The organism is Microcoleus sp. PH2017_08_TRC_O_A (assembly GCF_020738665.1).
Taxonomy (GTDB): Bacteria; Cyanobacteriota; Cyanobacteriia; order Cyanobacteriales; family Microcoleaceae; genus Microcoleus.
The window spans coordinates 16,109-40,540 of record NZ_JAEQCE010000043.1 but is presented as its reverse complement, the minus strand read 5'-3'; the positions used below and the strand labels follow the sequence as shown (position 1 = coordinate 40,540).

General features: G+C 45.4%; 21 protein-coding genes. 9 read left to right on the top strand and 12 right to left on the bottom strand.

Annotated features, from left to right (window positions below; all coding sequences use genetic code 11):
* Positions 1 to 344: 344 nt before the first annotated feature.
* Entirely contained in the window at positions 345 to 1,094 is a 750-nt protein-coding gene (locus JGK22_RS16880) for a peptidylprolyl isomerase (RefSeq protein ID WP_293153537.1), read from the bottom strand.
* Positions 1,095 to 1,220: 126 nt separating this feature from the next.
* Positions 1,221 to 5,144 carry a glycosyltransferase gene (locus JGK22_RS16875; RefSeq protein ID WP_293313241.1) on the bottom strand — a complete coding sequence of 1,308 codons (3,924 nt, stop codon included), beginning with the start codon at positions 5,142 to 5,144 and terminating at the stop codon, positions 1,221 to 1,223.
* Between the two features lie 371 nt (positions 5,145 to 5,515).
* Here JGK22_RS16875 and JGK22_RS16870 point away from each other — a divergent pair, with 371 nt between their 5' ends.
* Positions 5,516 to 7,189 (top strand): methyltransferase domain-containing protein, encoded by a 1,674-nt coding sequence (locus JGK22_RS16870; protein ID WP_293313239.1) that lies wholly within the window; start codon positions 5,516 to 5,518, stop codon positions 7,187 to 7,189.
* A 241-nt stretch (positions 7,190 to 7,430) separates the two neighbouring features.
* The gene (locus JGK22_RS16865) at positions 7,431 to 8,300 is read left to right on the top strand and encodes a calcium-binding protein (protein WP_293183865.1); all 870 of its coding nucleotides are present in this window, start codon (positions 7,431 to 7,433) and stop codon (positions 8,298 to 8,300) included.
* 127 nt (positions 8,301 to 8,427) lie between these two features.
* Here the strand turns inward: JGK22_RS16865 and JGK22_RS16860 are convergent, their stop codons facing one another.
* The 3 genes from JGK22_RS16860 to JGK22_RS16850 all read right to left on the bottom strand — a co-directional run bounded on the left by JGK22_RS16860 (position 8,428) and on the right by JGK22_RS16850 (position 10,826).
* On the bottom strand, positions 8,428 to 9,231 hold the full coding sequence (locus tag JGK22_RS16860) for an MOSC domain-containing protein (protein WP_293191396.1): 804 nt from the start codon (positions 9,229 to 9,231) through the stop codon (positions 8,428 to 8,430).
* 217 nt (positions 9,232 to 9,448) lie between these two features.
* On the bottom strand, positions 9,449 to 9,748 hold the full coding sequence (locus JGK22_RS16855; protein ID WP_293207251.1) for a putative quinol monooxygenase: 300 nt from the start codon (positions 9,746 to 9,748) through the stop codon (positions 9,449 to 9,451).
* Between the two features lie 400 nt (positions 9,749 to 10,148).
* Positions 10,149 to 10,826, bottom strand: a complete 678-nt coding sequence (locus tag JGK22_RS16850; protein ID WP_293207249.1) for a hypothetical protein — start codon at positions 10,824 to 10,826, stop codon at positions 10,149 to 10,151.
* Positions 10,827 to 11,089: 263 nt separating this feature from the next.
* On the opposite strand from JGK22_RS16850, the gene JGK22_RS16845 reads away from it, so the two are divergent.
* Positions 11,090 to 11,572 carry a hypothetical protein gene (locus JGK22_RS16845; RefSeq protein ID WP_293191394.1) on the top strand — a complete coding sequence of 161 codons (483 nt, stop codon included), beginning with the start codon at positions 11,090 to 11,092 and terminating at the stop codon, positions 11,570 to 11,572.
* Positions 11,573 to 11,717: 145 nt separating this feature from the next.
* On the opposite strand, the gene JGK22_RS16840 is transcribed toward JGK22_RS16845, so the two are convergent.
* Positions 11,718 to 12,221: a hypothetical protein gene (locus JGK22_RS16840; RefSeq protein ID WP_293183853.1), complete on the bottom strand. Its 504-nt coding sequence runs from the start codon at positions 12,219 to 12,221 to the stop codon at positions 11,718 to 11,720.
* 168 nt (positions 12,222 to 12,389) lie between these two features.
* Complete coding sequence (locus JGK22_RS16835) at positions 12,390 to 12,539, bottom strand: hypothetical protein (protein WP_293191391.1); 150 nt, start codon at positions 12,537 to 12,539, stop codon at positions 12,390 to 12,392.
* Positions 12,540 to 12,666: 127 nt separating this feature from the next.
* Here JGK22_RS16835 and aroA point away from each other — a divergent pair, with 127 nt between their 5' ends.
* Positions 12,667 to 14,022: a 3-phosphoshikimate 1-carboxyvinyltransferase gene (gene aroA, locus JGK22_RS16830; RefSeq protein ID WP_293218637.1), complete on the top strand. Its 1,356-nt coding sequence runs from the start codon at positions 12,667 to 12,669 to the stop codon at positions 14,020 to 14,022.
* A gap of 216 nt (positions 14,023 to 14,238) precedes the next feature.
* Here the strand turns inward: aroA and JGK22_RS16825 are convergent, their stop codons facing one another.
* Both JGK22_RS16825 and JGK22_RS16820 read right to left on the bottom strand, forming a co-directional pair.
* Positions 14,239 to 14,673 carry a CAAD domain-containing protein gene (locus JGK22_RS16825; RefSeq protein ID WP_293183848.1) on the bottom strand — a complete coding sequence of 145 codons (435 nt, stop codon included), beginning with the start codon at positions 14,671 to 14,673 and terminating at the stop codon, positions 14,239 to 14,241.
* A 196-nt stretch (positions 14,674 to 14,869) separates the two neighbouring features.
* Positions 14,870 to 15,874, bottom strand: a complete 1,005-nt coding sequence (locus JGK22_RS16820) for a 2-hydroxyacid dehydrogenase (protein ID WP_293218635.1) — start codon at positions 15,872 to 15,874, stop codon at positions 14,870 to 14,872.
* A 244-nt stretch (positions 15,875 to 16,118) separates the two neighbouring features.
* Here JGK22_RS16820 and JGK22_RS16815 point away from each other — a divergent pair, with 244 nt between their 5' ends.
* Positions 16,119 to 17,123, top strand: coding sequence for an ion transporter (locus JGK22_RS16815; protein ID WP_293183844.1), 1,005 nt, complete (start codon positions 16,119 to 16,121; stop codon positions 17,121 to 17,123).
* A gap of 138 nt (positions 17,124 to 17,261) precedes the next feature.
* Here the strand turns inward: JGK22_RS16815 and JGK22_RS16810 are convergent, their stop codons facing one another.
* From JGK22_RS16810 to JGK22_RS16800, 3 genes are all read right to left on the bottom strand, one after another.
* The gene (locus tag JGK22_RS16810; RefSeq protein WP_293183842.1) at positions 17,262 to 17,996 is read right to left on the bottom strand and encodes an ABC transporter ATP-binding protein; all 735 of its coding nucleotides are present in this window, start codon (positions 17,994 to 17,996) and stop codon (positions 17,262 to 17,264) included.
* Positions 17,997 to 18,129: 133 nt separating this feature from the next.
* Positions 18,130 to 18,786, bottom strand: coding sequence for an energy-coupling factor transporter transmembrane protein EcfT (locus JGK22_RS16805; RefSeq protein WP_293183840.1), 657 nt, complete (start codon positions 18,784 to 18,786; stop codon positions 18,130 to 18,132).
* The gene (locus JGK22_RS16800; protein ID WP_293197823.1) at positions 18,779 to 19,705 is read right to left on the bottom strand and encodes an energy-coupling factor ABC transporter permease; all 927 of its coding nucleotides are present in this window, start codon (positions 19,703 to 19,705) and stop codon (positions 18,779 to 18,781) included. Before JGK22_RS16800 ends, JGK22_RS16805 begins: the two co-directional genes overlap by 8 nt.
* A gap of 521 nt (positions 19,706 to 20,226) precedes the next feature.
* On the opposite strand from JGK22_RS16800, the gene JGK22_RS16795 reads away from it, so the two are divergent.
* From JGK22_RS16795 to JGK22_RS16780, 4 genes are all read left to right on the top strand, one after another.
* A complete protein-coding gene (locus JGK22_RS16795) occupies positions 20,227 to 20,859 on the top strand; it encodes a hypothetical protein (protein WP_293191387.1) in 633 nt (210 codons plus the stop codon).
* A 196-nt stretch (positions 20,860 to 21,055) separates the two neighbouring features.
* A complete protein-coding gene (locus JGK22_RS16790; protein ID WP_293191385.1) occupies positions 21,056 to 21,529 on the top strand; it encodes a hypothetical protein in 474 nt (157 codons plus the stop codon).
* A 54-nt stretch (positions 21,530 to 21,583) separates the two neighbouring features.
* On the top strand, positions 21,584 to 22,279 hold the full coding sequence (locus JGK22_RS16785) for a hypothetical protein (RefSeq protein ID WP_293313236.1): 696 nt from the start codon (positions 21,584 to 21,586) through the stop codon (positions 22,277 to 22,279).
* 202 nt (positions 22,280 to 22,481) lie between these two features.
* Positions 22,482 to 24,380 (top strand): DUF3466 family protein, encoded by a 1,899-nt coding sequence (locus JGK22_RS16780; protein WP_293183830.1) that lies wholly within the window; start codon positions 22,482 to 22,484, stop codon positions 24,378 to 24,380.
* The last annotated feature ends 52 nt before the right edge of the window (positions 24,381 to 24,432 follow it).

Genomic DNA, 24,432 nt, shown 5'->3' with positions numbered 1-24,432 from the left:
GTACAACTGCTCTATATTTGATACAATTTTAGTGGTCAACGACCCACCCGCGACGATGGAGACATAAACCCTAACACCAAAGTTTGCGAACAATCGCAACGGGGCAGAAAAATCGGTAGACCGGGAAAAGAGGACGGGGCAATGGTAAACATCCCTAGAATCAAAACAGTCAATCAGAATTCCTTTTGGGTTTTCGACACATAAAAACCGCTGGACTAGCGGGGTTAGTCTGGGGAGCGAACATAAGACCATAAAACTCCTTGTGGGTAGAGGCAGTTGCATTGAAGCAGAAACTCAAATCGTGAGGTTTGGGAATCCCCACGCCTTCAGGCGGGGGGAGGATGTCAAGATATTGAAGAGACGGAAGAGAGCGGCTGTAGCGGGCCTATTTGCGATATTTGTTCGGCGAGCCAGCTTTCAAAGAGTTCGTTAATCAGGTGCAGCCGCATCGATTCGTCGAGCTGGGCCGGCATGAACTTTTCTAGTCGAATAATTACCATCCATTCTGCCAGAGGACGCGGCGTCCAGAGTTGATTTGGCTGGCTGACTGATAAAAGTTTACTGATTGCCGGGTGAGGCTGACTGAGGGGTACTGGACCCAACAGGCCGCCAGACTTGGATTCGGGGCCTTCGGAGAAGTCGCGAGCTACTTCAGCAAAGGTTTGTTCCCCTTCGAGGATGCGGAAGTAAAGTTCGTTTGCCAGTGCTGGATTTTTGGTGCGTACCAGGGAATAGACTACGTGGTCTAGACTGGCTTTGCGGGTTAAAAAATAATTATCTACTTTAGGTCTCCAAGTCTCTTGCTTAAATTTTTCGATCAGCAAGGGCCTGACGGCCATCTCTTGAAGTTCTTCTTCTGTCATATTTTGACTCCGCAGCCAAGCTTCTCTGGCGTCGGGGGCTGTCAGTTGGTGCTGTACCAGAAAGTTCTCGACTGCTGATTGGCGTTCTTCGTCGCTGCAACTAAAGGATGCGATCGCTTGGTCGATGATTACACCCCGCAAGAATTGGGGCATCAACTGGTAACGCTTCAGGAGCGATGGCATATCCTGAGCTTGCAGTAATTTATCGCCTATTTGAAAAAGTCCTGTCATTTTTTAATCTCCAACTGACTTGCGCTTCCCCTTTTAATTTAGCTGTGGCAGGAAAAGAGCGACAACCACTAACCCCTCAATGTCCCGATGATAGCAGAGCGTTAAGAAAGCTAGCGCTATTGCTGTCTATTTCTTGACGCTTTGCATCCAGACGGGGTTCCTTTCAAATAGTTTGCCTATTTGATGGGAGTAAGCGCGGCTGTCGAGAATTTTGGGGTTCGCGGCCATTGTTTGCTGGACTCGATCCCGATAGCGCCGACGCAGTTCTGGGTTGGTTCCCAGTGCTGTACTCAGTTCTATATAAGAGTTCTCGCTATGTGCTACCAGTTCCGGAAGTTGTAGTTCTTCGAGGACTGCTGCAAATTGTCCCGATCGAGTTTTTTGCCCTTTTCTTGCCACTACAGGCAACCCGGCCAACAGCGGTTCAGCAAAGGGGCCGGCATCGCTGTATGGATAGGAGTCTAAATATATATCAGCCAATTCCAGACATTTTATGCAATCTGCACGATTTGATAGCGCTCGTATCACAACTACCCGCTTTTTGTCAATTCCAAATTCCCCGAAAGTCGATCGAATTTGGTGGTAAAAAGGCACCGTCGGATAGTTTTCGGTGCGCGATCGAAAGGGATACAAAACTAAAATAGAATTCGGTACACCCGCAATAATTTTTGCCCAAGTTTCTCGCAATTCTGGGATAATTGTCCGAGCCCGAGCACAGGACATGAACACTACAGATTCATCGGTGGCTCCCCAACTGCTGCGAGTCGGTTCAACGGTGGCAGGGGCTAACTCTACAGGATAGCTGAAACAAACTCCCGACCCTTCTAAAGTAATTAATTTTTCGCGATACTCTGGTGCATCTGCCGGCAAAGTCAAATCTCCGACAATCAAACAATCGATATTGCGGGCTGCGGTAGTGGCGGGAGTGGATGCAGCGGTAGCAATTTGCACCCGCGCCAGTCGGTGCAAGCACAGCAGCGCGCTGGGCCCGGAAGTGTCGGCGATATTGGTGCTAATTAGCAGAATATCTAAATCGTGCGATCGAATTTCCTGCACTTGCTGCGGCAAATCTTCCGAAAGTTGGACTAGCTTGTCGGCGCAACTTTCGCAATATTTCCCCAGTTGCTCATCTTGTACCTGGAAATGATACACGATAACTTCAAATTTGTCTCTGTCTAAATATTCAAAACCTGAAAGAGCAGCAAAAGTCTCAAATTCAGCACTAATTTTGTAGAGCAAAAAGCCGACTCTAACTTTAGTTCGTCGAGGTGATCTATCAGCAAAATTCCAGTCTATTTTAGAGCCAATATTTTTGAAGTGAAATTCCAGAATATCAGCTCGCTGGCTCAAGACATTGACCAGATTTTTGTCACTTAAATACAAAGCTTTGAAGCTAACACTTTGTGCCACAAAAGCCGCCAAATAACGCCAAACTTCCGAATCTGGAAAACTGGCGATATTAGCAGACACGTACTCGATTAGCTGCTGGAAATATTGAGAATATCTTTCAACCTCTCCCGTTTGTTGAAAGCAAGCCGGAGACTGAAATAGGAAATTCAAAAAATCGTCAAAAAACCACTGGGGAATTGCTGCATTTTTATACTCTAGCGGCAACTGATAAGCATCGCAGTACAGCATCGCTGCCAGAGAATATTGAATCTTATCAGCAACTTCCCCTGCTTCAGCAAGTTTAGAAGATAACTGCTGGACAAAACTTTGTTCCGACTCCGTTAAACTTTCATATTTGAGGCTGCTATCTAGGAGCAATTTATGAGCTTTCCCTGCTGCTTGCGAGTAAGCAGTTTCTAATGTTTCGGCGGTCAAATTCAGCCAATACTCAGCTAGCTGTTGGCGGTATTGGCGCATTTTTGCCAGAATAGACTGGTTTGATGGCAATTTTTTGTATTTTTCAACCAGTGCTGACAAGTCAGATATATTAGGCTGGGTTCTAGATACCAACTTTTGCCGGATTGTCTGTTTAATTTGTTGATTTAGGAAACTGTAATCAGGACTATTTAGGAGTTTCTTGTAAAATCTGACGACATCTTTATGATTTTCCCCAGCAGCGAAGTTTTTCCAGGTTTGTTGTTCGGGATGAATCCGCAGTGACGAAAGTTTTTCGTCTACAAACCCGACGTGATAGTTTCCCATGATCCGCCACCACATATCTAAGTCTACATACTGAGATAATCCTGAATCAAACAATCCTATTTCGCCAAAAACTCGGGCGGCAATTAATACGGTACTCGGTTCGCCAATTTTGTTGATGGGGTTGTTCAAGCAGTTAGCATCTGCTAGCAAGTCTTTTCCGGGCTGAATAGATTTTAAATTCGACCAACTTTTGTGCAAATCTTTGATTGATTGGGAAGCTTTCCGCAAAATTGGGTGAGATTCATCTTCAGCGATGGTGATGCCGCGCGGGGAGAAAACCATACCTATGTCTGGGTTTTGTTGGGCGGTGGCGACCATTTTGGCGATACATTCTGGTGCCAGCAAGTCGTCTTGAAACAGAAATTTGATGTATTCACCTTTGGCTTGCTGGATGCAGAAGTTCCAGTTTTGCGATAAGCCGTAGTTGCGGTGCAGGATGATGCGGAAGTCGGCGGATGTTTGCGATTGGAAGGATTGGGCGATCGCAATTGTGCGGTCTGTGGAGCCGTCGTCGGATACAATTAGTTCTATGTTGCGGTAAGTTTGGGCGATCGCGCTTTTGATTGTTTCCTCAATAAATGCCTCTCCGTTGTACGTCGGAATGCAAATGCTTACCAAAGGCTGCCAGCTTCGCAGTTCTACTTTTGATTGAATTTGTGGGTTTGACTCTCGGAATTCAGCTTGGGGATGAGATTGCTTCGTTCCTCGCAATGACAAGGAATTTTGATTGAATTGGGCCCAAATTTTTGCAGGCTCTGCTTTGACCATTCGTGACAGAGGCAAATTTTGAAAATTATCGGTAATCTCGGCAATATATTCGAGACGTTTTCTAATTTTACTCCCTGTAACTTGCGGGTTGAGTAAAGTCTGAATTTCCGCAGCAGCTACCACTCCAATTTTTTGAGATTCTTGGTAATTATTAAAAACATAGCCCATTAAATCAGCAGCGTGTCCGACATCCGGTTCTGCCCAAACATTGCCTTTTTTATAAGGCCCGCAATCTTCCTCGATTGGGACTAACTTATACTTCACTAAAAAGCTATTACCGACATTCATAAATTCTGTATTTGATGAATAACCGGTGGCAATTACAGGCTTGCCGTAAAACATCGCTTCAGCCATTGTCAAGCCGAATCCTTCGCAGCGGTGCAGCGACACGTAACAATCGCAACTGTAAAGCAAACCGTTGATTTCATCTTTGGATAAATACCCGTCTTGATGTCTGATATTTGCAGAATCATCTATGGCAAGATTCAACAATTCTAAATCTTTGAGATTTTTGTCGGAGTTGGAAGATTTGATCAGCAATAATACGCGGTCATCTTCACCAAAAGCTGTTTTAAATGCTTGGATGACTGCCAAAGGATTTTTGCGTTCGATGCGGCTGCAAAAGTCGAAGACAAACAGAAAAATAAATTTATCTTTAGGTAAATGTAGTTCTTCCCTGCTGAGGGAAGGTGCAGGTAAAAAAATACTGGGCATGATTTTGATGACTGGAATTGGCGAAACTTGAGAAATTGCTTCTGCACAAGAATTGCTGTAAGTCCAGATTTCGTGAAAGTGATTAAATGCTGGCTGCCATTCGGGGGGGAATCCGGGAAGTTCCCAGGCCCAAAAGCCGATATTGTATTTATTTTCAAAATAGCTGGAACCTCTATCTTTGATAAAAGTTTCAACTTCATCAGCGTTGACTTGAATTAGATTTACCGGATGGGGATTGTCTGCGCTAAAATTTTGATATGTGGTGTCTTTTTTACGGTGGGGACTGCGGGTAAAATTGTTGATAGCCAAGGGAATTCCGGCGGCTTCTGCGGCTCTGATGTTGGCTCTTACTCCTTCTCCTATGCCAAATTCGCCGTTGATGTATCCGGCGATGTTTATTCCTAAATTAGGATTCATAATTTATAATGTATTTAGTACAGTGCTGTGTTTATTTTTGGGGAATCAGCCGAATCGATCGATCGCCTCAATTGAGCTTGCATGAGAGTATGGTTTAGCGCAAATTATAATTTTGCCGAATATTTGCTAACGTATATCAATCTTTGCACGATTGGCGAACAAGATTTAAATGAACCGCAGAGTATGCAGAGTACGCAGAGGGCCAGAAGAGAGGGAAGAGAAAGAGTTGGCATCGCGAAAATTTGGTGCTTGACAAATGTGCCGATCGCCATTGTATACTGGCATCGCCATGCTAACCTTCGTCTGCTGGTCTGTTGACATGGATTGCTCTGCTTTATTTTACGGCAAACTAATCAGGAATTTTAGGGAAAGTGATCGATCGCGCCAACCACGACCTCTTCAAGCTGCTACCGCCGGATGCTAAAGTCATTGTCGAAATTGGCTGCGGTACTGGTTCTAGGGGCGAACACTACAAGCTGATCAATCCCCACTGTCAGTATATTGGCATTGAATGCGATCGCGAAAAAGCGAAAATTGCAGTCGATCGACTAAACTGGGTGGCGGTAGCCGATATTGAAGAAATGGCGATCGCCAGTCTCGACATCGAACCCGGAACTGTCGATTGCTTGATTTTTGGCGACTTGCTACCCTATCTCAAAAACCCCTGGGAGATACTACAGCAGTACAGTGCTTTACTCAAGCCGGAGGGGCAAGTTTTCGCCACAATTCCCAACGTTCAATACTGGCGGCGCATTGTCAATCTGTTGCGGGGACATTGGGAAAATCCCGACAGCAAGATGCAGCACTGGTTTACCCTTGAAAGTATTAAATCATTATTTGCTCAAGCCGGATTGCAGGTTTACGAATTGCAAGGGAAGGGACACAAAACCGAAAATTTTGCCCAATTCCAGCAATTGCTGCATCCAATGGTGAAGGCGTTAGAGCTAAAATCCAGCGATTTTGCTACGGAAACTGGTGCTGAATATTATATTGTGCGATCGACCAAATCGACCGTGCAGCCGCGCAGACTGCTGATCCAAACCATTATTATGGCTCCTACAGGGTGCGATCGCGTGCGAGTTCTGGAACCGGACAAATTTAGCGCCACAATTCCCGGTGTCCGCACCGTATCGGGAGTGAAAACAGCAGCATTAATTACCGAGTTTCCGGGAGAAGAAAAAGTCTTCGTCTGGCAACGGACAATCATGCAATATCCGGCTTACATTCCCAAACTCAAAGAACTACTAAAACAAGACTATTTAATAGTAGCCGAAATTGACGACAATCCCGTCCGCCGCCGCGAATACGCAGACAATAATTACCTCAGCTATCGCGGCTGTCACTGCGTTCAAACTACAACAGAACCGCTAGCGAAAATTTTGCGTCACTACAATCATAATGTTGCCGTATTTCCCAATCAACTAGCCTATCTACCTCCGCCGCGAATCTATCCAGCAGAACATACCGTCACAATATTTTTTGGCGCGCTCAACCGCGAGAATGATTGGCAGCCAATTATGGCAGCACTGAATCGAGTTTTAGCTGCACACAAACACCTGATTCGAGTTAAAGTTATCCACGATCGCAGATTTTTTGAATCTTTGGAAATACAGCAAAAGGAATTTGAATCTTTTTGCAGTTACGAACGGTATCAAGAAATCATGTACAGTTGCGATATAGCTTTGCTGCCGCTCGTTGTCAACCCGGTTAACGAAATGAAATCTGACTTAAAATTCATTGAATGTGCGGCGCGAGGAGTAGCGGTTTTGGCGAGTCCCACAGTGTACGAAGATTCGATAGTAGAAGGTGAAACCGGATTGATTTACAAACATGAAAAAGAGTTTGAAACTAAGCTAAATTCGCTGATTTCCGACACTTCTATGCGCCAGGAAATAGCCGCGAATGCTTACGAATGGGTGCGCGACAACCGCTTGCTGTGCGGACACTACCGCCAGCGCCGAGACTGGTACTTGCAAATGCGAGATGAGTTGCCACGTTTAAACGCTGAGTTGCGATCGCGATTGCCTGAGTTGTTTACCGACTGAATGCGGTAAGATTTATAGGGGTTTTTGTGCAATACGCTTGCGATCGGACAAGACGGCGGATAAGACGGCGGTTGAAACCGCTGCTATACAAACGATGTCCGCCTCCGCGGACTCAAGAGAATAACGTAATTTTAACCGTCCAGTCTTCAACCTGCGGAGGCAGGTTTTGTCTGTATAGACGCGGTTTCAACCGCCCGGTATTCTGTTTTATTGTTGATTTTTTAATTGTTAATCAATACAAATGCGAATCCTATTCACTATTGCTCACTTCTACAATCCCAGCGGCGACGGGAAACACGCTTCCCAACGAAACGATCCGCAACCGCGCATCAATGCTTTAACTGCTTGCGTGACTTCGCTGCAAGCTTTGTATGGCAAATCTCAGTGCATGATTGACATTGGCGAATGTGCCACTATCCCAGCAAATCAATCTCAAAAGCACGAAATTGATATTGTTGTTTGCACTACTCAAGGTTATCACCTGTTGCCTCAACTACCTGTGCAGCCGAGGTCTTTTATGCACCACGCTACCAAATGCGAACCGCTGCTGTTGGGGTTTGAGTGTCAGGCTGTTTTGCGTTCTTGCCTTAACAAATACGATTATTTCTGTTATTTGGAAGATGATTTAGTTCTCCACGATCCGTGGTTTTTTAGTAAATTAAATTGGTTTACTCATCATGGTGGACATGGAAATTTGTTGCAACCGAATCGCTATGAAGTATCGCCTCAAGGTGCTGTTTTTAAAGCATATATTGATGGTGATTTAGTGCCAGGAGCTACTGCTAAATTTCAAAATGTGGAGGAGCAGCCGCAGTTGGCAGGGAAAATTATGGAACAGCCAATCTCTTTTGAGCGGACTTTGAATCCTCATTCCGGTTGCTATTTTTTGAATGCGGAACAGATGGCTCACTGGGCTAAGCAGTCTCATTTTTTGGACAGAGATACTAGCTTTGTTGGCCCGCTGGAGAGTGCGGCAACTTTGGGAATTATGCGGACTTTTAGAGTTTATAAGTCAACTCCTGCTTATGCTAATTTTTTGGAAATTCAACATTTTGGAGTGAGTTTTCTGAAGTTAATTGGTAATAAGGTGCGGATTTCCGAAGAAGCGTGAGCAGCCTATTTGGGGCGGGCAAGATGCCCACCCCACAAGATCAGACGGCGGTTTCAATCGCTCGGTTTTATTCAACCCGCGGAGGCGGGTTTTGTCTGTATAGACGCGGTTTCAACTGCCCGGTTTTCTAGGAATTCAAATTATCGCCGATTTTAACTGTACCGCTGTTGATGATTTTGGCTAAAACTCCTGTTTGTGCGTGACCGAATTGTTGTTGTAGTAAACTGAGTAGGGGAATATCTCGATCGCCCGTTTGTGGATTTACTTCTACGTTGACACAGCGACCAATTCGTGCTGTAACTTCGATCCGTGCTGCACCTAATTGAAACTGTTTTCCGATTAACTCAAATTCCGACCAAGCTGAAACGCCCTCTAGCACAACGTTTGGGCGAAATCTGCCCACATCTATATTTTGCTGCGCGACTTCGGTTAGTCGATCGAGTGTAGCTTGACTGAGGAGAGAAATATGTACCGGTTCTCGATCGGGATAACGAGTTTCCCCACTACTGTTACCGATTAACCGCAAAGGTGCAAACTGCGGGTGTCTCGCTTCTTTTGTTGGTTGAGTCGCCGCCAGATAGTCGGTAAAAAAAGTGCTGATGCGATCGCGCCCCGCTGTTGTGTTCGTTTCTGCTGACAACACTGCAACTCCTTGACGCTTGACTGTTAAAACAGCCGTTTCCGGTTGATAATGGCACTCTAAAGCTGCTAGCAGAGGCCAATCGTTTTGAACCGCCAAATATTTTTTGCTAATCCAAGACGCGTTATCGGCGGGCATCTTTGCACCTTCAAGATAATCTGTAAACAGCAGCGCAAAAGCGCGATCGCCCTTAATACCATGTCCTTTCGTTAAAGCAAACTCCGACATTGCTTGCGGTGTTAGCCCTTTAATTGGATAAGTAAATAACTGCTTGATTGTTGCTACTGTCATAAAAATCTCGGAAATTGCTACAATTTTAACTCTAACTCTTCTTCCACCTTTATTAAGGGGGTTTTATAGTAGCCATCATAGAAATTTAGGTACGTAGTTGGGCTTCAGCCCTCTTTATATGTATGTCTAAAGAGGGCTCGCATCCCAACTACGTACCTATCTGTTAGGGGGTATCGAAGATGTAGCAGACATTAATTTAACTCAACCTAAAAACCAATTAAGCTAACAATTCATAGCGGCGAATATCTGGAAGCGCAACTGCTAAACCGTCTAATTTCTTCACTGCGGCTTGAATGTGAGTTGAGGCGAGATGCTGTTCGAGCAAAGCTGCACTTTCCCACTCTTCAAGGAAGGTAAAATCTGTAGGATCGGCTTGATTTTGGATAAGTTCGTATTTGATGCAGCCTTCTTCTTGGCGAGTTGGCTCCATAATGCTCAGAAGTAGAGATTTAAGTTCTGCTACTTTGTCGGGAAAGGCTACGAGGCGCGCGATTACTCGCAAGGTTGGTGTGGACATAGAAGAAAAAATGAACAGATATGGCGATCGAATTTACCGATATTTATCGGGCAAACTCTATTAAACAGGATTTTACTTAAACTAACCTAAAAGAGGTCGATCGGTCAACAGCGAGCATAATCTTTCCAGGACGCGATCGAGTTTCAAAAACCCCCTTTATTCCGAAATTCTTCGTTACCAACCGCAGAACTTCGTATAAACCCGGTTTCTTTGTATATTTGAACCCACAAGTAAGTCCACCTAATTAAATCTACAATACGGATCGCTAAAAAGCTTGCTGTTTATGTCTTTCTCCCTCTTCCAACTGTCAACTATCAACTGTCAACTGTCAACTGTCAACTGTCAACTGTCAACTGTCAACAACTGTCAACTGTCAACTGTCAACTGTCAACTGTTCCGATCAATCTTTGGGATAAAATCGCTTGTTGTCTGTAGAATATTCCCAGGCGATCGCCTCCGGGTCTTTTTCGCTACTCCACTGAGCAAACTCTGGCTTAACTTTCCATTTGCCGATCGTACTTGCATGAACCTTGAACCTGCGGGAAAGTTCTGTTTGGGTAAAAGAGATTTTGGGCTTTTGAGGAGTCTTGGTTTGAGCAATCGGAAATAAATTTGGTTTTTTCTCTTGTGCTTTTTCCGGATTTGTGGGAGGCTCTTGAACAGCTATTGCGACATTAGGTGTTTCGCTTTGAGTGACAGTGGGGGCTATTTGAAAATAATACAAAATTCCGCCTTCTTCGGTTACTTGAAAATCGGCGGCAAACTCAAGAGCCCGTTCGTCGAGATATTCTTGAACCTTTTCTCCCGGGAGTTTCGCATTCATCGCCAAATCCAAGGCCGTAACTCGCCCTTGATTTTCCTTGATCAACCTGTAGAAAACCGAGTCTAAATGAGCGAGTCTGTGTTTTTGCTGCTGCTGGTAAAGCTTGTAAGCCCAAGCAACGCCCGCTGTGGTGGCGATCGCCCAAAACATCGTTCCCGACTCGAAACTGGCAACCGCCGTCAAGCAAATAGGCAAAAGCAGGGTAAGATATCCCCAAATGCTGCCCTTCTGTAGGTTATTGCTGTTTTTGACCATAGTTCCTAAACGGCTACGTAGTTTAGTTTAGCAGAGCGTGTCTGAAAGCCGCAGGAGTGTTTTGACAGTGGATATATCGATCGCCCTTGCCAAAAAACGGATACCGTTCGACGTACCCCTGTCAAGCGATCGCTCCCAATTTTAGACCCCAGTTAAAGCCCCCAGATTCAGATCGAGGAGTAAATCTCAAATCTAAAAATGGAAAATCGACTGAAACACTCTACTACAACATCCCATAATTTACTTTTTGCAACCGAGGATTCATGTACTTTTTTCGCAAACAAATTGCCATCCTGTTCGTAGTTGTTGCTTGCTGTACGCTGACGATTAGTTGCAGCGGCGATAACCGAACTGTCCAGTGTACCAAACTTATTGCAATTGTCACCAAAGGCAACGCTCTCATCAATTTTAAGAACGGCACCTACGATGCTGCAACGAGCAAGAACTTAGCTAAAGATTTGAACCAGACAGCTAAAGAAATTGAGGCTTTGCGAATCACAGATGCAACCCTCAAAGAAATTCAGGCGCCGTCGGTTAAATTTTTCGGGGAAATGGGTCAAGGAATCGGCGACATGGGCAAAGCTCTTGAGGCAGGAAATCGGGCTTCTACAAGTATAGAAGGTCGAGAGCAAATCAAAAAAGCTAAAGCGGATATTGTCCAAGCGGGACAGCGAGCAAATCAAGCAGCCAAAGATCAAGACGCTTTGACTGAAAAACTCATTAATTATTGTAAGAGCGATCGCTAAATAGGTAATTACAAAAACAACCAGAAAATCAATTATAATATCCAGCAAGATGTTATTGTTTTTCGCGATCGCCTACATCATAACCAATGACTTCTGACTAATTACCCATTCCCAATGCCCAATGCCCAATGCCCAATTCCCAAATTTAATGATGAATTTCTAGATTCAAAATATAGGAACCGAGTTGTACTTTTTCCGACCACAACTCATATTCTAACCGCAGGTGTTCCGGTTCCGGCTTTCCTGTCAGGGTCAAGTTGCGGGTGAAGTTTCGGAGGCGCAACTGTTCGGGAGTCGCCAGCGATTCGCCCTGAAGCCAATAACGGCTCAGGCCGTACATTCCGCGTTCCCAGCAGTGGCGGTAACTGTACTTGCCGTTTCCTTGCATCGTCATAATCACTCGATAGGGCGAAACTTCCAGCCACAGCAACCGGGGTTTTGTAGTTGTGGGCAAGATCGTAACTTGCTCGCCAGATGTGTCAGATGCGTCGGAAAATTGCCGATCGAGTATTGCTGGTTCGTGCAACAACAAGTGAAAGCGATCCCGGTCTTTTTGATACAGGGTACCAGCGGTTTCAACAACTGACCACAAAGGTAAATCTGTGGATACCAGCGATAAACTTACAGGCTTGCGATGATGCGTCAGCATAAATAAAAGTGTAGGAGTTATTGTGGTTCGGGCAGTTTGAGATTTGAGATTTTAGAGTTTTGATTTTAGATTTTAGATTATCTCGGCTCCAAATTCCGGAGCTTTTGGTTAAAAAACACACAAAATCTACAATTCGCAGTCAGAAATATAAATTTGTTCCGTCCAAAGTCAATTATCCGATCGATAACTCAGAGCTGAACCTGAAATCTCAGCAGATATACGGACTGTAATTGTGAAATTCAGGTAAAACCCGTACAGTTGCATCTCCTCTCCCCTGTAGCCGATCGCAGTTTTAGCAAATAATGGAACTGTATCCACCTGCTCCCAACCCTTATGCAGTCTGTCATTCCCCAATCTAAAATTTAAAATCTAAAATCTAAAATGGTATGACTTATGACTGGGAAAAGGTTAGGATAGCTAACGCCGTCCCATCCTAGTCTATCTCATGCAAGCTGCCATTATAACTACTTCGCCCAAGAGCGAAAGTCAAACTTTAAGCATTCAAAAACCTGCCTCGGGCTTGTCGCTGCGAGGCAGGATTCGAGTTCCGGGCGATAAGTCGATTTCTCACCGCGCTTTGATGTTGGGTGCGATCGCCCGCGGTGAAACTACAATTGAGGGACTGCTGCTAGGAGAAGACCCCCGCAGCACTGCTAAATGTTTCTCCCTTCTGGGAGCCTCCGTTTCGGAACTCAACGAGGAACGGGTGACTGTCCGGGGCGTTGGAATTGGTGAGTTACAGGAGCCTCTGGAAGTCTTGGACGCGGGTAATTCCGGCACGACGATGCGGTTGATGTTGGGAATTTTAGCCTCTCATCCGGGGCGTTTTTATGCGGTAACGGGTGACAGTTCTTTGCGATCGCGCCCCATGTCACGCGTAATTAAGCCGCTGCAACAAATGGGCGCGCAAATTTGGGGTAGAAAGAGCAATTCTTTAGCTCCTTTAGGGATACTCGGACAGCAGTTAAAAGGGATTCACTACCATTCGCCGATCGCCTCAGCTCAAGTTAAATCCTGCATTTTGCTAGCCGGTTTGATGGCCCATGGAGATACTACAGTCACAGAGCCCTCTCTGTCGCGGGATCACAGCGAGCGGATGCTGCGGGCGTTTGGAGCTAAATTGAGCGTCGATCCAGAAACTTGTAGCGTGACAGTCAGTGGCCCAGCGCAACTGCAAGGACAGAATGTAATTGTACCGGGAGATATTAGTTCGGCGGCATTTTGGCTAGTTGCTGGGGCGATCGTCCCAGGTTCCGAACTCGTAGTCGAAAATGTCGGTGTCAATCCCACTCGTACAGGTATTTTGGAAGCTTTGGAGATGATGGGGGCGGACATTGAACTGCAAAATCAGCGAGATGCTGCGGGGGAACCGGTAGCAGATATCTTGGTTCGCTCTTCCCCACAGTTGCGGGGATGCACCATTGCTGGCGACTTAATTCCCCGACTGATTGACGAAATCCCCATTTTGGCAGTAGCCGCAGCCTTTGCGTCGGGTACTACCATCATTCGAGATGCGGCCGACTTGCGAGTCAAAGAGAGCGATCGGCTGGCCGTGACTGCTGCGGAACTCAACCGCATGGGAGCCAAAATTACCGAGTTACCAGACGGTTTGGAAATTACCGGGGGAACTCCTTTAACTGGCGCGGATGTTGACAGCTACACCGATCACAGAATAGCGATGAGTTTGGCGATCGCAGCCCTCAACGCTACAGGTATTACTAACATTCACCGGGCCGAAGCCGCTGCCATTTCCTACCCCGACTTTACCGCCACTTTGCAACAAGTTTGCCATCCGAATTGAGAGGGGGAGAGGGGAAGATTTGGAAAATATTCCCGGGAGTATGTCATTTTTTCAAAAAACATTTTTTTACAGTGCTGTCCCCGCTCGCGATCAGGGACAGCACTACATACAAATGCAAAACTGAGATGCTCTCAATATTCCCTTTTCCTTGTGTCAACCCTTCTCTAAGCGAGCTGTCAACTGTCAACTGTCAACTGTCTACTGTCTACTGTCTAATTAAGAATCTTGACCGACAACTTGTTCTTTTAAAGAATCAATTTCCGTCAACAACTCTTTGCGGCTAGTAGCATTGAGCAAATAGCGGTAAACAAACCAACCCGTATATCCGATACCAATCAACTCAAAAAATGGAGCTACCAAAGGGACATCATTAAGAGCATCTAAAACTCCCAGCGTTACCTTAATACTAATAGCGCCTGCCAGGATTAAACCAATAGTTACCAGAGGTTTTTGATATTCAACAAAAAAGGTTGAGAGATAAGCTGGAAGCTCGGACAAAATTGTGAGAATTTGATCTTTAATATCTTGGGACTGGCTCCCTGGAGTTTCTGAGGTCATTGTAGTGATGACCCCTGGCTGGTCACTCACTAGGTCTACTGTCACAACTTCAGTGATAGTTTGCGTGTCGTCAGAAAAGTTAGCTTGGGTCATGGGATAATTCCTCCGTTGTCAAGTAAAATTGCACGCTTTGAGTTGCTGCCAATATAATTATCTGGCAATTAGCAAAGCATTCAGGCTGCTGGGGCTAATTGATGAGATTAAGGCAGAGCTTCACCAATTGCAAGCAAAAATAACGATATGGGTTGATTTTAAACAATTGCCTCCGTTGACAAATCGCTCTTTTGACTCATTTTTTCACTTCCCTGAGGTCGATTTGATTGGGACAAGTGCGCCCTTGTTCAAAATCGGTGATATTGCCGATCGTGGTTTCAGCGATATTTTGCAACGCTTCCTCGGTGAAAAAAGCTTGATGTCCGGTAATCAGGACGTTGGGGAAAGTCAGCAAGCGCTGAAATACGTCGTCTTGAATCACCTGATTTGACAAATCCTCAAAAAACAGATCCGTCTCTTGTTCGTAAACATCTAAGCCGAGGTAGCCAATTCTACCAGACTTCAGTCCTTTGGTAACAGCTTTAGTGTCGATCAACTGACCGCGACTGGTATTGATCAACATCATCCCCGGTTTCATTTGCCCGATCGCCTCTGCACCGATTAAATGATAAGTTTCTGGTATCAGCGGACAGTGGAGGCTGACAATATCAGAGTTGGCGAACAGTTGGGCCAGCGCCACGTATTCCATCCCCAAGGCTAAGCAATCGGGGTTTGGGGAAACATCGTATCCCAGCAAGCGACAGCCGAATCCGTGCAGAATTTTGGCAGTTAGCGCGCCTATTTTGCCAGTTCCGACGATTCCCACCGTTTTACCGTAGAGGTCAAAACCCAACAAGCCGTCTAGGGCAAAATTCCCTTCGCGGACTCGGTTGTAGGCGCGGTGGATTTTGCGGTTGAGGGACAAAATCATTGCGACTGCGTGTTCGGCGACGGCGTAGGGAGAATAAGCGGGAACTCGGAGAAGAGTTAAGCCTAAATCGCGGGCTGCGGCTAAATCGACGTGATTGAATCCGGCCGATCGCAAAGCCAACAACCGAACACCATTTTGGGCGATCGCCTGGAGCGTTTTTGCGTCCAAAGAGTCGTTAACGAAGGCGCAGACTGCCGGAAATCCAGCAGTCAGAACGCTAGTTTCCAGGTTCAGGCGCGGTTCAAAAAACACCAACTCGTGTTTGTCGGCGTTGGCTGCTGTCAGAAAAGTGCGATCGTAGGATTTGGTGCTGAATACGGCTACCTTCATGATGTTTGCCTGCAAATCCAGTAATAGTTGGCGATTCCTTCCAGATTAACTCTAAATTTTACTAAAATGCCGTTGCCCCAAACCACCCACTTTCCCCGATCAATATGGAGTTTTGCAACGAAAACATCTCTGAAATAACCAGATTTTTAGCCCTCCTCACAAATCCTACTGACGTTTTCAAAAAAACTTCTTAAGCTATGGTAAAGGGCGAGCATGAATTGCTAATTGTTTAGGAGAAACTCAGGTGCAAAAACAACTCAGACCAATAATTCATGAAATCTTAGAAGGTTCAGAGCGTAGCAATTTATACAGCTTAGCAGGCAATATTATTATCACTGGTTTGATTCTGATAAATGTTGCAGCTTTTATTGCTTCTACTTCCCCCAGTTTCTCCCAAGAACAAAAAAGTATTCTAGAAAAGATCGAAATTGTTGCATCCTTAGTATTTACAATAGAATATGGTTTGAGGCTGTGGGTATGTACAGTAGATCGCAGATATAGCCACCCGCTTTGGGGAAGATTGAGATACAGTCTGACACCACTAAGTCTAATAGATTTAGTTTCAATATTGCCATTTTTTACAGTGCTGTTATTTCCCGAGTTAAGCTTCATCAATTTAATTCGCCTGTTGCGTTTGTTACGGCTGCTAAAAATGAGCCGTTATTCACACTCAGTGCGAACTATGGGAGCAGTATTGTACGCAAAAAAAGAAGAATTAATCGCCACAGCTTTTGCAGTTTTCATTCTGTTAATATTTGCCTCTAGCATCATGTATTTTGTTGAATACGAAGCGCATCCCAAAGCTTTTGGGAGTATCCTCGATTCAATGTGGTGGGGAGTTGTGACATTGACGACTGTCGGCTACGGCGATATTTATCCTATCACTCCTTTAGGTAAATTTTTAGGAGCAATTTTAGCATTTTTGGGAATCGGGATTTTTGCGCTACCCGCAGGGATAATTGCTTCTGGTTTTTCCGAGGAAGTGCAAAGGAGAAAACAGGAAAGAATTGGGGCAAACTTAGACCAATCTGCTAATTGTCAATCGGTACCAATGCTCGGGGAAGTCGAGATTGGTTTTGAAGAACAGCAAAGGGCGATCGCGCTTTACGTCGAAAGTTCCGCCGACTTAATGCAAATGTGCATCAACTCGGCGAAACAGAAATTAGGAAGTCATATTGAGAATGAAGAAGTTCTTCGGGATTTAGCTATTCATCTGTACAACGAGACTGTTCGCAAATTCCAGCTTTAATCAAAGCCATTGACAGTTGACAGTTGACAGTTGACAGTTGACAGTTGGTTCAAATTACCAATGACTAATGACTAATGACTAATGACTAATGACTAATGACTAATGACCAATGACCAATGACTAATGACTAATTACTAATTACCAATCTGGCGGTAAATTGTAATATTCAAGAGTCGATCGATCTTTGAGCAATTCTTGAGTTTGTTCATCCACCCGAATCTGACCATCAGCCAAGACTAACGCCCTTTGAGTCGTTTTCCCAATCCAGTTCAAATCGTGGGAAGCGATCAAAATTACCTCGATCGGCAATTGCGACAAAACCTTAGCCAAATGCCTCCGCCACGACGGATCTAGTCCATTTGTAGGCTCATCCAAAATTAAAATTGCCGGCTCTAATGCTAAAATTGCAGCTAATGCTGCCAACCTTCTTTGACCCCCAGAAAGCTCGTGGGCCGAACGGTTGGCAAATTCAACCAAACGGAATTCGTCTAATAGTGCTAAAGCCCGATCGCGCGCAACTCCCTCTGGTACTCCATAATTGCGTGGCCCGAACATCACATCCTCTAAAATAGTCGGCATAAATAGCTGGTCATTCGCATCTTGAAAACAAAATCCAATCTGCTTACGCGCTTCCGATAAAGTTGCCTGTTCCAGCTTAGTTCCTTGCACTCTAACCTCGCCAGATTGCGGCATTTTTAAGCCGATTAAATTTTCCAGCAAAGTGCTTTTTCCAGCGCCTGTCAAACCAAGTAAGGCAACTCTTTCTCCCGGTTGTAAGGTGAAGGAAATTCCTTGCAATACAGGTTTTTGCTGCGGATATCCGAATACTAAGTCTTGTACTTCGATTGTTGGCACAACTTTGAGATTAGTCAATTTTATTTACCTCAATTTTAGGATTAAGAGTATTTAGCCGCAGAGACCGCAGAGGGCGCAGAGAGGGAAAGAGAAAAGGAAGAAGCAAGAGGGAAGAAGTAACAATTACCAATTACCAATTACCAATTACCAATTACCAATTACCGTAAGAAGCTATTGTTAATCCGGCTGCGGTTAAAATCGTGACTGTCAGCCAGAGTCGCTCTTTTGGTGTTGATTTTGAGTCGGCGGGCAAACTGCCTTTGTAGCCACGAATCATCATGGCTGCGTGGACTCTCTCGGCGCGATCGAGACTTCGCAAATAAAGAGCTCCTATCATCGAAGCACTGGCGTATCTCAGCCATCCTACGCTACCCGACAAACCTCGCAGTTGAGCGGATCGTTTCATCCGGTTGACTTCTGCGAGCAATATTTCTAAGTATTGTCCAGCTAAAAGCACAATCTCTTGTAAGCCTGCTGGTAGGGGCAATCCTTTGAGCGCAATTCCGAAGCTGTGTGGCGGCAAAGTTAGCAGAAAACTGTTCATAACTAGCAAGCAAATGAGGGAACGCAGCAACAGAAAACTCGCTCGTTCCCAACCTTGGGGTAGCACTAATAAGGAGAGGAAAATTAATTCTGCTCCTAATAGTTGCAGCAGGGTTCGCAGCGGTGCTTTCAGCCAAAGTGACCAAAAAAGTGCGATCGCCCCATAAATGCCCAGCCACAGCCAAGCACCTGTCTTCATAAAACCAATCCCAATCACAATTGTGAGAGACAGTCGCAATCGAAAAGGTATGGAAAGTTTAAGCATCTTTAGATTTCACCAACTGAGCAATCCCAAAAGCCGTACCGAAACAAATAGCAGAGCCTAAAACTCCAGCAATGCTAGTACCTATTGGTTGTTCTTCTAATCCTTTAACACCGTAACCAGCGAGAGGAGTTGGAATCTCAATCGCCACAGCTTCTTTATCTTTAAAACCGTATTGTTCTGCTACCGCTTCTAACCCATCAGGCCAACTTGAAGCAAACAATGAAAGCACGCCACTAATTAATAACACCCCAATTACTGGCACTAACCATTTCTGTAATTGTGGCTGTTCTCCTGGTAACAAATCCGGCCGTACTTTCACGAGATAAGTTAAAACACCGCCTGTAATTAGCCCTTCACCAATCCCAATTAAAATATGAATACCTACCATTGCTGGCAATGCGATATTCAGCTCTACTGTGCCCGAAATTGCCAATTCAATCGCCACACAAATCGAAGCAGCAACAACGCTGAGAGCGGCTGCAATCCCCGCAGCTAGCGGCAAACGATTTCTGGAACCTCCCAATAGTTGCTGCAATGGCTGCAACAGCCACCAACCCACCCAAATTCCGACTAGCCCCATATTAAAAATATTCGCTCCCAGTGCGGTGATGCCCCCATCCGCAAACAAGACGCTCTGAATTATAAAAACCGTACTCATCGCCAGAGTTGCCGCCCAAGGGCTACCCAAAACCACGGAAGCTAGTGCGCCTCCCAACAAGTGCCCGCTGGTGCCACCTGCTACAGGAAAGTTAATCATCTGGGCCGCAAACACAAAAGCCGTGGTTAAACCCATGACTGGAGCTTGTCGCAACCCAAGACTGGCGCGGGTTCGATTTAGGGCAACTGCAATAAATGCTGCGCTTGCTATGCCCGTGGCAATTGCTACGGGCGGTGAAAGAAAACCATCAGGTATGTGCATCGATATCTCCAAAACATGAGAACTCCCAACCTTTTAGTCAACTATTTTTTACAAAACTTTACAATCCCCTCTGGGGGGATTTTTGCCGATTTTGGTTTCAGAAGCCACGTATTATCGGCTTTTTGATAACTATTATCAATAATTCGCGATCGACCTGGCAGTAAAATCCCTGAAGAATCAAGCTTTGACGCAAATCTTAAAATAAAATTAACAAAAGACTAAAAGTCAATAATGTCCCTTATTATCTGTTCTTGAGAATTAGTTGCATTACTTGCTTTCTAAAAGAAGCGGTAGAAATGCCGAGTAAGCAGTAAAAGTAAAAGTTTTGGGTGCTCTAAAAACTAAAAAGCCGGATTCTATTGCTAGTTAATGTCCTTTTAGCAGTATTTTAAGGCGATCGATCGCGTGAATGTGCGATCGACTCCTCCGCACGGCTTGTATTCTCAAGAAAGTCAAAATACTAATGCAACTATTCTCAAATACGTTCCCGAACAATCCAAACTCAATGAGGCCCGATAGCGGTGCAAAATTCAATCGAAAAATCAACTACCGATTTAGTTCCATCTGAATTTCCCAGACAATTAGATATTGCTCAAGTTTCTGTCTACGGGCTGAGCATTTTATCCGCTGGTTTATTTCTGTTTATGCCTTTCGTTAACCTACTCCATCCCAGCCCTTGGCAGCGATGGATGGGAACCATTCACGGCATGGGTTCAATGTTGGCATTAGTAGTCATGGCTTATACCGGACACTTAGCATTTCCCTTGCTACGGGGAGTCGGTAAAATCTTGCCACAAATGCGTACATTAGCCTTTTGGTCAACTCTTTTGAGTTTTTTAGCCATTGCTACCGGCAACTTATCATATATGCGCTATCGAGCAGGCGCAGATTTTGGCGGAGCTCGTGCTTGGCTGAAATCAAACTCGCCTTTAGTCCAGTACATTTTGATGGAATATCACGAATTTACCGTGCTATTTACATTGCCATTAGCAGTAGCTTGTACCTGGATTTTGTGGTACTACGGCGACTCAATTTTAGACAAAAAAAATCGCCCAGTTTTAACAGCTACTTGTGTAGCTTTGATGGGAATCATGTTTTTTGCAATGGGCGGCATGGTGAGCGGACTTGGTGTTGCCAAAATTCGCGCTCTCTAGTAAATAGTTAGTTTATCTAAGATTTTGCACTATTCGCAATAATCTTTTTATGTGCGGGCTAGAAGCCCACCCCACAAGAAAATTTATTTTTTGTGGAACAGGCATCTTGCCTGTTGACATAGAATATTTTTCTGCGGTTATTTGACACTATTAGCAACAGCTAATGAGCAATTCCCAAACTTAGGAGATTTTAGCAATGACCAGACAATTATCCCGCCAAAATCATGCGGATAATGAACCTTTCTACGGGAAATTTTGGAATAATTTAAAACGATTCCCGAAAAGCTTAGCTGAGGGAGCCGAAACTCCGCCTAGCAATTCTGGCCCGGCTGCTGCTGCATTAATTAGTGCTGGCATTGGCTGTTTTGTCATGATGGTAACTCACCACTTGTCCGACACATCCAAAGCCACAGAAAAAATTGTTTGGAATATTGGCAGTTGGATTCCCGGAAGCAAGAGTGATAGCGAATTGTGGGGAAATATCGGCAGTTACACGGGCAAAGAAACTATGTTACTTGTTGGCTGGCTTATCAGTTGGCCAATACTGTATGCGATTTGGAAGAATAAGAGTGTGAAAAGCCGCACCATATTTTTCTGGATGTTTGCTTTGTTAGTAGCTTCCACAGCTATGTCTTGGCATCCTTTATTCCCCTATTTGCCGTTAATTTAAGTAATACGAGGTTTGATGATGGAAACAAAAAGTAAGCCACTCCCGGCGAGGGAGATGCACAAATTCGTTTGGGGTTGTGTAGGAGTTTTTACACTTGTATGCGTGACTTATCCAATTGCCATGTGGCGCGTCACTCAAATGGAAAAGTTTCGTGGTATTTACGTCAAGTCTTTGACAATTGAGGGGAAAGATCCCGCTAAGGTAGCAGATGTTAATGCTGTTGCTAATAAACCGGCGGAGCCAGCTATGGCGACTAGCACAACACCTCCGGCTTTAGCTGTTGATAGCACAAAAAAACTGCCTGAAAAGTCTCCTGAAATTGCACCTGTTGCTAATAAGTCTCCTGAAACGGCTATTGCGAGTAGCCCTACAGATAAGACTGTCCAAGCATTGCCTGTGTCAGCAGGTAAGCAGGAAGTTCAGGCGGTTGAGGTCACTAATCAGACAGCGGAAATTACCGATCGCACCAAACTAGATGAGTTAGCTCTCAAAGTGTACGATCGCATAAATCAGACTTGGCAAGCTACTCCCACATTCACTCAAAATCTAGTCTATCGAGTCACTGCAAGTCAAGACGGGGCGATCGGCAACTTCGAGCCCCTCAACCAACCAGCCAAGGATTACACCCAAGAAACCCCCCTGCCAAATCTGCTCAAATCTGCCCAGACAGGCAGCACCAAGGCGACAGTACCCGCAGCTAAGTTTACGGTAGTATTCGCTCCTAGCGGAGTATTGGAAGTTAACCCGTAAAACTAATATTAGTCATTTACTGGACAGGGCGAACCTTTAGTCATTGCAAAAGGTTTGAGATTTTTCCAGTGCGGCATCGACTCAATTCTCATCAGGTTTTTTCGAGATTATAGCATCAATCTTGATCCCAAAGTCTAACTTCAGGGTGTAGTTTTACACGCGCTCAAATACAACCCAAACATACATATCAAAGGAGTTTCTAATGGTTCCCGATAACTTGTTGAATACATCATTTCCCCTGTTTCCCAATACTGCTATTGCAGACTTAGGAATATCCAGTGACTTGTCGCAGTTGAATAGTCTGATTGCAAAGTCGATTGGCTCACCCAGCACCCTCAATTCAGAAAGAACCGCCAGCGAAATTAAACTACTAGATAATGACAGCCTAATCACAGGCGATGGCAGCGGTACACTTTTTGCAGGCACTGGTAAAGACATCATCAATGCCGGGGCAAAAGCCACCAGCATCTTCGCTAGCGAAGGTAATAAAAGCATCGTCGGCAGCCCAGGTGACGATACCATCTACGCTCAAACAGGCAATGACATCATCAATGCCGGAGAAGGTAACAACCGCGTCTTCGCAGGCAAAGGCAACAACCGCGTGGTTACAGGTAGTGGCAACGATTTCGTCACCGCAGGTAGTGGCAACGACCAAATCTACACCGGTGCCGGCGATGACAACATCAACGCAGGCGACGGCGATAACTTGATCAAACCAGGAACTGGCAACGATACAGTTTCCCTTGGCAATGGTAGCGATCAAATCGTTCTCGAAGCAGGCCCTGGTTCCGTTACCATATCTGGATTTAATGGGAGTACAGATAAACTGCGCTTAGGCGGCAGCCTCGCGGGCCAATTCCTCTCCTTTGTCACCGAAATGGGCAACACCCTAATCAAAGCCGGAGATGACTTGTTGGCAACCATCAAAGACGTAGCTACGGGAGTACAAAAAGCTCTCCTTTCCAACGATATCCCGCTGTACCGCTACCAGGCTATTGACCTAGGTTCGATCGCACCCACAGGCAATGCCACCCAAGCTAATGCTATTAACGACAAAGGACAAATAGTTGGTCGTTCCCAAACCACCGAAGTAAGTGGCACAGGCTTCCGCAATCAAGGATTTGTTTGGGAAAATGGGGAGTTCAAGCCACTGACTAGCACTGGCATCAAAAATGGCGGCGGTGACAATACCGGAAAAGAGGTTACTCAGCGCGGTGGTGGCGGCTTTACTGCGGCCATCAATGATCTAGGTGCGATCGCCGGTACAAGCGATGAATTTGCCGGTCGAGCCACAGACCGCGGCTTGCTGTGGCAAAGGGAGGCTGGTGGCGATTACACCCTACAAATCACCGATTTGGGTGGTGTTGAAAGCTACTTCTTCGACATCAACAACAAAAACGAAATTGCTGGCCGCCACATCTACGGGCCCGGTTCTACCTCAACAGCCTCAAATCGCACCCGCGCCTTTTATTCAAGCGAAGGTTTCATCAACCCCCTGCCAGATTTGGGCGGTGACACAGGTAGAGCGGTTGGAATTAACAATAAGAGTGTAATTGTCGGCGAAGTTGACAGTGACGGACTCAACGACAAGACCGTAAACACTGCGGCGTTGTGGGAAAAAGGCGCAGACGGTAAATATAAACTAACCAACCTCGGCACCTTTGGGGCAGAACAAGCCACTCTCCGTGACATCAACGATAGCGGTCAAATCATCGGTAGTACGAGCGGTGGCACTGGGGCTACAGCCACAAGCTCACCCTTCCTCTTGCAAAACGGTCAAAAAATCAACATCGGCAGCCTTGGCGGTGCAACCGGTGCCGCCGCTGGCATCAACCAATTCGGTCAAGTGGTCGGCGTCTCCCAGAATTCGAGCCTTCAAAACCGCGCTTTTGTCTGGAACAACGGCACTATCAAAGACTTGAACAGTTTGATCCTCACAAATCCGAGCTTTGGCGGCTCGAATGTGACATTAACTAACGCTACTGGCATCAATAACTTTGGCGATATTTCTGCCTATGGCAGTTACACCTACAGAGATGCGAAGGGCGTAAACCAAACAGGAACTCGCGCTTATCTGCTGAAGGCATTGGTGACGACTTAAATAATCAGTCGAAGTACAAACGCAGATACTTTTTGGGTATCTGCGTTTTTCT

What these genes read in the sequence shown, in the direction of transcription:
- JGK22_RS16850 (WP_293207249.1), bottom strand. Translation starts at nt 10,826, where the DNA reads ATGGTCAAAAACAGCAATAACCTACAGAAGGGCAGCATTTGGGGATAT.
- JGK22_RS16880 (WP_293153537.1), bottom strand. Translation starts at nt 1,094, where the DNA reads ATGACAGGACTTTTTCAAATAGGCGATAAATTACTGCAAGCTCAGGAT.
- aroA (WP_293218637.1), top strand. Translation starts at nt 12,667, where the DNA reads ATGCAAGCTGCCATTATAACTACTTCGCCCAAGAGCGAAAGTCAAACT.
- JGK22_RS16875 (WP_293313241.1), bottom strand. Translation starts at nt 5,144, where the DNA reads ATGAATCCTAATTTAGGAATAAACATCGCCGGATACATCAACGGCGAA.
- JGK22_RS16800 (WP_293197823.1), bottom strand. Translation starts at nt 19,705, where the DNA reads ATGCACATACCTGATGGTTTTCTTTCACCGCCCGTAGCAATTGCCACG.
- JGK22_RS16825 (WP_293183848.1), bottom strand. Translation starts at nt 14,673, where the DNA reads ATGACCCAAGCTAACTTTTCTGACGACACGCAAACTATCACTGAAGTT.
- JGK22_RS16805 (WP_293183840.1), bottom strand. Translation starts at nt 18,786, where the DNA reads ATGCTTAAACTTTCCATACCTTTTCGATTGCGACTGTCTCTCACAATT.
- JGK22_RS16860 (WP_293191396.1), bottom strand. Translation starts at nt 9,231, where the DNA reads ATGACAGTAGCAACAATCAAGCAGTTATTTACTTATCCAATTAAAGGG.
- JGK22_RS16790 (WP_293191385.1), top strand. Translation starts at nt 21,056, where the DNA reads ATGACCAGACAATTATCCCGCCAAAATCATGCGGATAATGAACCTTTC.
- JGK22_RS16840 (WP_293183853.1), bottom strand. Translation starts at nt 12,221, where the DNA reads ATGCTGACGCATCATCGCAAGCCTGTAAGTTTATCGCTGGTATCCACA.
- JGK22_RS16780 (WP_293183830.1), top strand. Translation starts at nt 22,482, where the DNA reads ATGGTTCCCGATAACTTGTTGAATACATCATTTCCCCTGTTTCCCAAT.
- JGK22_RS16820 (WP_293218635.1), bottom strand. Translation starts at nt 15,874, where the DNA reads ATGAAGGTAGCCGTATTCAGCACCAAATCCTACGATCGCACTTTTCTG.
- JGK22_RS16865 (WP_293183865.1), top strand. Translation starts at nt 7,431, where the DNA reads ATGCGAATCCTATTCACTATTGCTCACTTCTACAATCCCAGCGGCGAC.
- JGK22_RS16845 (WP_293191394.1), top strand. Translation starts at nt 11,090, where the DNA reads ATGTACTTTTTTCGCAAACAAATTGCCATCCTGTTCGTAGTTGTTGCT.
- JGK22_RS16785 (WP_293313236.1), top strand. Translation starts at nt 21,584, where the DNA reads ATGCACAAATTCGTTTGGGGTTGTGTAGGAGTTTTTACACTTGTATGC.
- JGK22_RS16855 (WP_293207251.1), bottom strand. Translation starts at nt 9,748, where the DNA reads ATGTCCACACCAACCTTGCGAGTAATCGCGCGCCTCGTAGCCTTTCCC.